Consider the following 8,457-nt stretch of genomic DNA (forward strand, 5'->3'; position numbering starts at 1 on the left):
GTCAGGCGGCCCTCGGACCAGTCCGGGCCAACCTCGACGACGTGTCCACGCTTGCGCAGGTCTTCGATCGTCGCCTTGGGAACGCGGTTCTCAGCCACCATCACGCCGGGGCGCGAGGTGCGCGGCCAGAACGAGATCGGGAAATGCTCGGAATGCCAGGCCGGTGCATCGATCGCTTCCTGCAAATTCATCTTCGCATGCACGTGCCGGAGGAAGAATTGCGTGATCCATTGATCCTGCTGGTCGCCGCCGGGCGAACCCCAGGAAAGATACGGTTCGCCATCGCGCAATGCCATGGTTGGCGACAGCGTGGTGCGCGGGCGTTTTCCCGGCGCGAGCGAGGCCGGATGATTTTCCTCGAGCCAGAACATCTGCGCGCGGCTGCCGAGGCAGAAGCCGAGTTCGGGAATTACTGGTGAGGATTGCAGCCAGCCGCCGGACGGCGTCGCCGAGATCATGTTGCCGGCCTGATCGATGATATCGAAGTGGACGGTGTCGCCGTTTACTTCGCCCATACGGCCGACGGTGGGTTCGCCCGCGCCCATGGCGCCGACAGCCTCGCGGTTTCCTTCCTGACGCCGCAGCTTCACGACGCCGCCAAATCCTTCGACCGAGCCCGGAATGAAATCCAGCGAGGCCTTGTTCGAAATCAGCTTGCGCCGCTCGTCGTTGTAGGCATCCGACAACAACGTAGCGATCGGGATTTCCGTGAACTTCGGATCACCGTAAAATTTCTCGCGGTCGGCATAGGCCAGTTTGGCGCATTCGACCTGGGTGTGGATGAATTCGGGACCGGTGGGATCGAGCCCATCGAGCTGAAAACCCTTCAGCAGCGCCAACTGTTGCAGCATCACCGGCCCCTGGCTCCAGACCCCGGCCTTGCAAACCGTATAGCGGCCGTAATCATAAGTCAGCGGCGCTTCGATCGTTGGCTGCCATCGCGCCATATCGTCGGCAGAAAGCACGCCGCGGTGTCGCGATCCGCTCACATCCATCACTTCCTGCGTGCGGAAAAACTTGTCGATGGCTTCGGCCACAAAGCCTTTCGACCACGATTTTCGTGCGGCCTCGATCTGGGCAGTGCGGTCGCCGCCGGCACTTTCGGCCTCCTTGAGGATGCGGGTATAGGTCTCAGCCAGCTTGGGATTGGTGAAGATCGAGCCGGGTTTCGGCACCTCATTGTTCGGCAGATAGACTGCCGCAGAGGTCGTCCAGTATTTCCTGAACAGCTGCTCGACGGTTTTGACCGTGGCGGCTGCGCGCTCCAGGAATGGATAGCCGTCGCGGGCATAGGCGATCGCCGGCTCCAGCACCTCGCGCAGCCGCAGGGTGCCATAGTCACGCAGTAGCAGCATCCAGGATTCAAACGTGCCGGGAATGCAGGCCGCGAGCAGCCCCGTGCCGGGCACCATCTCCAGCCCTTCGCTCTTGTAGTGCGCAATCGTGGCGCCCGCGGGCGCGGGACCTTGGCCGCAGATCACGTCGGTGCGCCCGCGCTTGACGTCATGCACGATGATCGGCACGTCGCCGCCGGGGCCGTTCAGGTGCGGTTCGACCACCTGCAAGGTGAAAGCGGTGGCGACGCCGGCATCGAACGCGTTGCCGCCTTTTTCCAGGATGCCCATGCCGACCGCGGTAGCGATCCAGTGGGTGGAGGTAACCACCGCGAACATGCCCTCGATCTCAGGGCGGGTGGTGAAGGGATCAGGATTGATATGGCCCATGGCTATCCGTGGTTTTTTTGGACGTTATTTGGAAGCGCCGCAATTGACCACAGGCGGCGGGCTCTGCCAACTGGTGTCCCAGTCTTGTAATCATGCTCCGATCATAGCCTCGGCGGGATGGTTGACGGCATGGCAGGCAACCCCATCGATTAGCTTGGGCGTCTCTCGGCGGCAGCGGTCAAAAACAAGCGGGCAGCGCGGATTGAAGGCGCAGCCGGCGGGAGGGTTGATCGGGTTCGGGATTTCACCTTTTACGGGAATGCGCTGGCGGCCTGACATCGCGAGATCCGGCACCGCGCCGAGCAGCATCTTCGTGTAGGGCATGCGCGGCGCATCGAACAAGTCGTGAGCTTCCGCGATCTCGACGACGCGGCCGAGATACATCACGCCAATGCGCGTTGCCATATGCCGGACCACGGCGAGGTTATGGCTGATCAGGAGATAGGTGAGACCAAATTTGTCTTGCAGGTCGCGCATCAGATTGAGGATTTGCGCCTGAACCGAAACATCAAGCGCCGAGGTCGGCTCGTCACACACGATGAGCTCGGCCTCCGAGGCGAGCGCGCGCGCAATCGCGATACGCTGGCGCTGGCCGCCGGAAAACTCGTGCGGATATTTCCAGCCGTCATCGGCATGGAGCCCGACCAGGCCGAGCAGTTCGCCGACGCGGGCGCGAATGTCGGATTCGCTTTTGATCAGATCGAAGGCGCGGATCGGTTCGGCAACGATCGCATCGACCCGAAGCCGTGGATTGAGGCTTGCATAGGGATCCTGGAAAATCATCTGGATACGGCGGCGAAGTTGCCGCCGCGCCTGTGCCTGGCGCGGATCCGTCATCGAAACCCCGTCGATGACGACTTCCCCTGAACTCGGTGGCAACAGCCCGACCACCATCCGCGCCACGGTGGTTTTCCCGGAGCCGGATTCTCCGACCAGTGCAAAGGTCTCGCCTTTGGCAATATCGAAGCTGATATCGTCGACCGCTTTCAGAAATTCCAGGTGTCCGCCTTCGAGAAGACGGTTGAGCCACGGCTTGGAGACGTCGAAGATGCGGCGCAGGCGTTTCACCTCGACAAAGGGCTTTTCCGTCATGCCGCGGTTTCCGTCGTGGCGGCATCATAGAGATGACACGCGACCGCCTGCGTTCCGTGAGAGATCGGCTCCGGCCGCTCGATGCGGCAGCGGTCGAACGCGAATGCGCAGCGCGGATTGAACGGGCAGCCCCGCGGGATCGCGGACAGGCGCGGCATCGTGCCGGGGATCTGGACCAGACGCGCGGCGTCGCTTGCCAACGTGGGGATCGCGCCCATCAAACCCTTGGCATAGGGGTGCAGAGGATTTTGCACGACATCGCGCACCGGGCCGATTTCGGCAATGCGGCCGGAATACATCACCGCGACGCGGTCGGACGTCTCCGCGATCACGCCCATGTCGTGAGTCACGAGCATGACGGCGGTGCCGTGGTCGCGGCCGAGGCGTTTGATCAGCGTGATAATTTGCGCCTGCACCGAGACGTCGAGCGCGGTGGTCGGCTCGTCGGCGATGATCAGTTCGGGCTCGGCGCAGATCGCGAGCGCGATGACAACGCGCTGGCGCATGCCGCCGGAGAATTCGTGCGGATAGGCGTCGATGCGCTTCTCGGGTGCGGGAATCCCGACTTCGGCGAGCAGATCGATCGCGCGCTTGCGCGCGGCTTGCTCCGAGAGACTGGTGTGGGTCCGGATAGTCTCGATCAGTTGATCGCCGATCCGGTAGAGCGGGTTGAGGCTCGTTAGCGGGTCCTGGAAAATCATCCCGATCCGTTTGCCCCGGATGCGGCGCATCTCTTCCGGCGGCAGGTTGTCGATCCGCGAGCCGGAGAGATAAATCTCGCCGCCTGCAATCCGGCCAGGCCGGTCGATCAGGCCGATCACCGCAAGACCCGTCACCGACTTTCCGGCGCCGGATTCGCCGACCACCCCCAACACCTCGCTCTTGGCGATATCAAAGGAAATGCCGTCGATCGCGCGAAGCACTTGATGGCGGGTGGCAAATTCGACCCGCAGGTTACGCACAGAAAGAACCGGTTCGCTCATCGGAGTTTCGGGTTGAGGGCGTCGCGCAGCCAGTCGCCGAGCAGGTTGATCGACAAGATCAGGGCCGCGAGCGCGATGCCGGGGAAGGCCACGATCCACCACTCGCCGGCGAACAGGTAGTTGTTGCCGATGCGGATCAGGGTGCCGAGCGAGGGCATGGTGTCGGGCATGCCCGCGCCGAGAAACGACAAGGTCGCTTCGGTGATGATGGCGAGCGCAAGATTGATGGTCGCAATCACCAGGATCGGTCCCATCGTGTTGGGCAGGACGTGCCGGAGCATGATCACCGGCGCCGGCAGCCCGATCAGTTGCGCTGCGGCGACGTAATCCTTGTTCTTCTCCACCATCACCGAGCCGCGCACGGTGCGGGCGTATTGCACCCAGAAGCTCAGGCCGATCGCAAGAACCAGCACGCCGAGCATACTCATGGCCTCCAGCCGATTGCCGAACAGCGATTTGGCGACGCCGTTGACCAGCAGAGCGATCAGGATGGCAGGGAAAGTGAGCTGCACGTCGGCGATGCGCATGATCAGGGCGTCGATCGCGCCGCCGAAATAGCCGGCAATCAGGCCCATGCCGATCCCGAGCGCGCCCGAAAACACCACGCCGAGAATACCGACGATCAATGAAATGCGCAGGCCGTAGAGGATCGCAGAGAGGACATCACGGCCCTGTTCATCCGTGCCGAGCAGGAACGGGGTCTGGCCGTCGGCTGTCCAGAGCGGCGCGATCCGCGAATTGATGAGCTGCAGCTGCGCCGGGTCGAACGGATTCTGAACCGCAAAGAGCGGCGCCGCGATTGCCAGCAGAAAGAAAAGCAGCGTTACGGCGGCCGCGACCATGGTGAGCCTGGAGCGGCGAAACGAATAGAAGATGTCACTGTCAAGCGCACGCCGCATGAGACCGGCCGTCGGCGCGCGGTTTGAGGCGGCTTTGTGGGAGAGGGCGGCGTCGGACATGTCAGCTCTCTTACGCCGGCCGGCCGACGGTGGCGCGCAGGCGCGGATCGACCACCGTATAAAGAACATCAACCACAAGATTGATCGTGACGAAGATCAGCGACACCATCAGCAAGTAGGCCGCCATGATCGGGATATCGACATTTTGGATGGCCTGAACGAACAGAAGCCCCATGCCGGGCCATTGGAAAACGGTTTCGGTGATGATCGCAAATGCAATAACCGAGCCAAATTGCAGGCCGGCCACAGTGATGACGGGCACCAGCGTGTTTTTCAGGGCGTGGCCGAAATGGATCGCGCGGGTCGTCAGCCCGCGGGCGCGGGCAAAGCGGATATAGTCGGTGCGCAACACCTCGAGCATCTCGGCCCGAACCAGCCGCATGATCAGGGTCATCTGGAACAGGCCAAGCGTGATCGAGGGCAGGATGAGGGCCTTGAGACCCGAGGCGGTGAGAAGACCTGTGGTCCACCAGCCAAATCGCACGACATCGCCGCGGCCGAATGACGGCAGCCAGCCGAGCGTCACCGAGAACAGATAGATCAGGAGAATGCCGATCAGGAACGTCGGCAGTGAAACGCCGATCAGCGAGATCGCCTGGAAAATTCCGGCAAGAACCGTGTCGCGGCGGAGCGCCGAATATACTCCCATCAAGATGCCGAACACCATCGCAAGAATGGTGGCGCAGGTCGCCAGTTCCAGCGTCGCCGGCATCCGCTCTTTCAGAAGGTCCGCGACCGGCAAGCGGAACTGATAGGAGACGCCGAACTTGAATTGCGCAGCATTGGTGAAATAGCGGGCGAACTGCACGGCAATCGGATCGTCGAGCCCGAGCGATTTTCTGATCTCGGCCCGCTGAGCCGCGGAAGTGTCGATCGAGACGATCTGGCTCACGGGATCGCCAACGAAGCGGAACATCGAGAACGCGATGATCCCAACGGCGATCATGACACCAATCGCCTGAATCGCCCGGCGAAGCGTGAAAGCGAGCATCTTTTCCTTTCACTTCTTCTTCACAACGTCACGCACGCGTTAGGCAGTCCGCTATTCCTGCTTCGTGGCCCAATAGAACAGAACCTGATTGTCGGCCCGTTGCGTTATTTTCACTTTTTTCGAAACACCCCAGGCCAGCGCCTGCTGATGCAGCGGGATATAGCCATAGTCCTTTATGACGATTTCGAAGGCCTGCTTGATCATCTGGTCGCGCTTGGTGGTGTCGGGCTCGACCAGAATCTTGTTGGCGAGCGCATCGACCTCCTTGTTGCAATAACCGCCGAGATTGGCTTCGCCGCGGCTGGGCTCCTTGGGATCGTGACAGCCCATGATGTCGTACAGCACATTATGTGAGTCCATCGAGGCCGGCGTCCATCCCAACAGATAGAACGAGGTCTGGTAGCCGCCGGGCTTGAGCACCTTGCCGAAATACTGCGCCTTGGGCTGCGCCAGCAGATTCACCTTGACGCCGATGCGTGCGAGCATGCCGACCACGGCCTGACAGATATCGGCGTCGTTGACGTAACGGTCGTTGGGGCAATCCATCGTGACCTCGAAGCCGTCGGGATACCCAGCTTCGACCATCAGTTTCTTGGCCGCTTCGGGGTCGGCCTTCGGCCGGATGAAGTCCTTGGAAAGCGAGAACAGTTGCGGCGCGATCATCAGCGCTGACGGCGTCGAAAGGCCGCGCATCACCCTGTTCTTGATCAGATCGACGTCGATCGCCTTGTAAAAGGCTTCGCGGACACGGATGTCCTTGAATGGGTTCTTGCCCTTGATGTTGGAATAGAGGAGCTCATTGCGCTCCTGATCCATGCCGAGAAAGATGGTGCGGACTTCAGGTCCGGTCAGGACGGTCGCATTGCCACCGGCATTCACGCGCTGAATGTCTTGCGTCGGCACCGGCTCGATGACGTCGACTTCCCCTGATAGCAGCGCGGCGACCCGCGTTGAAGCGGACGCGATCGGCGTGAAGATGATCTCTTTGAGATTGTGCTCCGGCTTGCCCCACCAGTTCGGATTGACCTTGAATACGGTCTTCACGCCGGGCTGGTGGCTTTCGATCATGAAAGGGCCAGTGCCGTTCTCGTGCAGCGCCGCGTAGCTCGGTGTGGTGGCGGAAGCCGGCGTCGGTGCGACGGAATTGTTTTCCTCGCACCATTTCTTGTCCATGATGAACCAGCCGTCCCATTGCGAGATCAGAATGGGGTTGGGTGCGTCCAGTTTGACGTCCACCGTGTAGTCGTCGATCTTGACGAACCTGGCATCCGATGGAACGTTGGTGAGAAAATTCGATCCTTTGGCTCGCACGCGTTCGGCGGAAAAGATCACGTCGTCGGCCGTGAAGGGATCGCCGTTGTGGAATTTGACGCCTTTGCGCAGATGAAAGCGCCAGCGGGTCGGCTCCGGGGTTTCCCAACTCTCGGCGAGCGCCGGGGCGATCTTCAATTCCTTGTCGCGGGTGACCAGCCCCTCATAGACATGGGCATGATGGGCGATGGTCGTGGTTTCCTTGAGCGTGTAGGGATCGAGCGATTTGAGTTCGCCCTGGTTGGCGTAGCGCAAGGTCTGGCTTGATGCCGGCATCGCGGTAAAAGCGACGATCGAAGCGGTGGCCGTTGCAAGCAAGATCTGACGTAACGGCATTGGTGAACGCTCTCCACGCTGGTGTATATTTCGCTCATGCAACAACGACTGCACTAACGATGCCAAGCTATGTTGCCAGAGTTTAGCCGCCGCGCAAAGGCGATTTCCTCTGGCCGCAATGACTTGCGGGCATCTTGTCCTACCTAAGTTCAACCTGGCGGCTTCGTGCATCGCGCCAAATTTGACAGGAGCGCCTGATGACGGAACCGAAAGCGGATATTCTCGTGCTGGGGGCTGGCATGGTCGGCGTCAGCGCGGCGCTGCACCTGCAAAAGCTCGGGCGCGACGTCATCCTGGTCGACCGGCACGAGCGCGCCGGTGAGGAAACCAGCTACGGCAATGCGGGGTTGATCGAATGCGCGTCGGTCTTTCCCTACATGTTCCCGCGGGAGATCAAGCAGATTGTCAAGTATGCGTTGAATCGCTCGCCACAGGCATACTTTCGTTTTTCCGAGTTGCCTGATTTTCTGCCCTGGTTGATGCGCTATTATTTCGCGTCATCGCCCGCGCGGGCCATGCACAGCGCAATGTCGGAATTGCCGCTGATCCAGCGCAGTCTCGTCGAGCACGAGGCGTTGATCGCGGAAGCGGGCGTGCCGGAGCTTTTGCGCCGCACCGGCTGGATCAAGCTGTTTCGTTCGCAGGCAAGCCTGGCCGCGGCCGGGCGCGATGCCGAGCGGGTCAAGCAGTATGGCGTTCCCAGTGAGATCCTCGATAGCCGAGCGATCGCCGCGCGCGAACCGAGCCTGACCGGAGATTTTTCGGGCGCCGTCTACTGGCCGACGCCAGGATTCATCGCCGATCCCGGCGCTCTGGCCAAAGCCTATGCGGATCTGTTTATTCGCAAGGGCGGACGCTTCGTCGTCGCGGATGCGCGCACGCTCACACAGGAATCAGGCGGATGGCGTGTCAACGGCGCGACGGCGCGCGAAGCCGTGGTGACGCTCGGCCCGTGGTCCGATCTCGTCTTTCGCCCGCTAGGGTATTCGATCCCGCTTGGCGTCAAGCGCGGTTATCATCTTCATCTGAAGCCTGGCGGCAACGCCGTGCTCAATCACCCG

At 61.4% G+C, this 8,457-nt stretch carries 7 protein-coding genes; 1 reads left to right on the top strand and 6 read right to left on the bottom strand.

Going from position 1 to position 8,457, the window contains the following annotated elements; translation table 11 throughout:
* The 6 genes from WB528_RS27865 to WB528_RS27890 all read right to left on the bottom strand — a co-directional run.
* A partial coding sequence (locus tag WB528_RS27865) for a gamma-glutamyltransferase family protein (protein WP_423892576.1) occupies positions 1-1,724 on the bottom strand: 1,724 nt, incomplete at its 3' end.
* A gap of 90 nt (positions 1,725-1,814) precedes the next feature.
* Complete coding sequence (locus WB528_RS27870) at positions 1,815-2,816, bottom strand: ABC transporter ATP-binding protein (RefSeq protein ID WP_423892578.1); 1,002 nt, start codon at positions 2,814-2,816, stop codon at positions 1,815-1,817.
* Positions 2,813-3,799: an ABC transporter ATP-binding protein gene (locus WB528_RS27875; RefSeq protein WP_423892580.1), complete on the bottom strand. Its 987-nt coding sequence runs from the start codon at positions 3,797-3,799 to the stop codon at positions 2,813-2,815. The genes WB528_RS27870 and WB528_RS27875 overlap by 4 nt, the downstream gene beginning before the upstream one ends.
* Positions 3,796-4,758, bottom strand: a complete 963-nt coding sequence (locus WB528_RS27880) for an ABC transporter permease (RefSeq protein WP_423892582.1) — start codon at positions 4,756-4,758, stop codon at positions 3,796-3,798. The genes WB528_RS27875 and WB528_RS27880 overlap by 4 nt, the downstream gene beginning before the upstream one ends.
* 10 nt (positions 4,759-4,768) lie before the next feature.
* Complete coding sequence (locus WB528_RS27885) at positions 4,769-5,749, bottom strand: ABC transporter permease (protein ID WP_423892584.1); 981 nt, start codon at positions 5,747-5,749, stop codon at positions 4,769-4,771.
* Positions 5,750-5,800: 51 nt separating this feature from the next.
* On the bottom strand, positions 5,801-7,396 hold the full coding sequence (locus WB528_RS27890) for an ABC transporter substrate-binding protein (RefSeq protein WP_423892587.1): 1,596 nt from the start codon (positions 7,394-7,396) through the stop codon (positions 5,801-5,803).
* 197 nt (positions 7,397-7,593) lie between these two features.
* Here WB528_RS27890 and WB528_RS27895 point away from each other — a divergent pair.
* Positions 7,594-8,457: NAD(P)/FAD-dependent oxidoreductase (locus tag WB528_RS27895; protein WP_423892589.1), on the top strand; the 864-nt coding region annotated here is incomplete at its 3' end.

The sequence above is a fragment of the Bradyrhizobium sp. genome, assembly GCF_049586575.1.
In the GTDB taxonomy this organism is placed as follows: Bacteria; Pseudomonadota; Alphaproteobacteria; order Rhizobiales; family Xanthobacteraceae; genus Bradyrhizobium.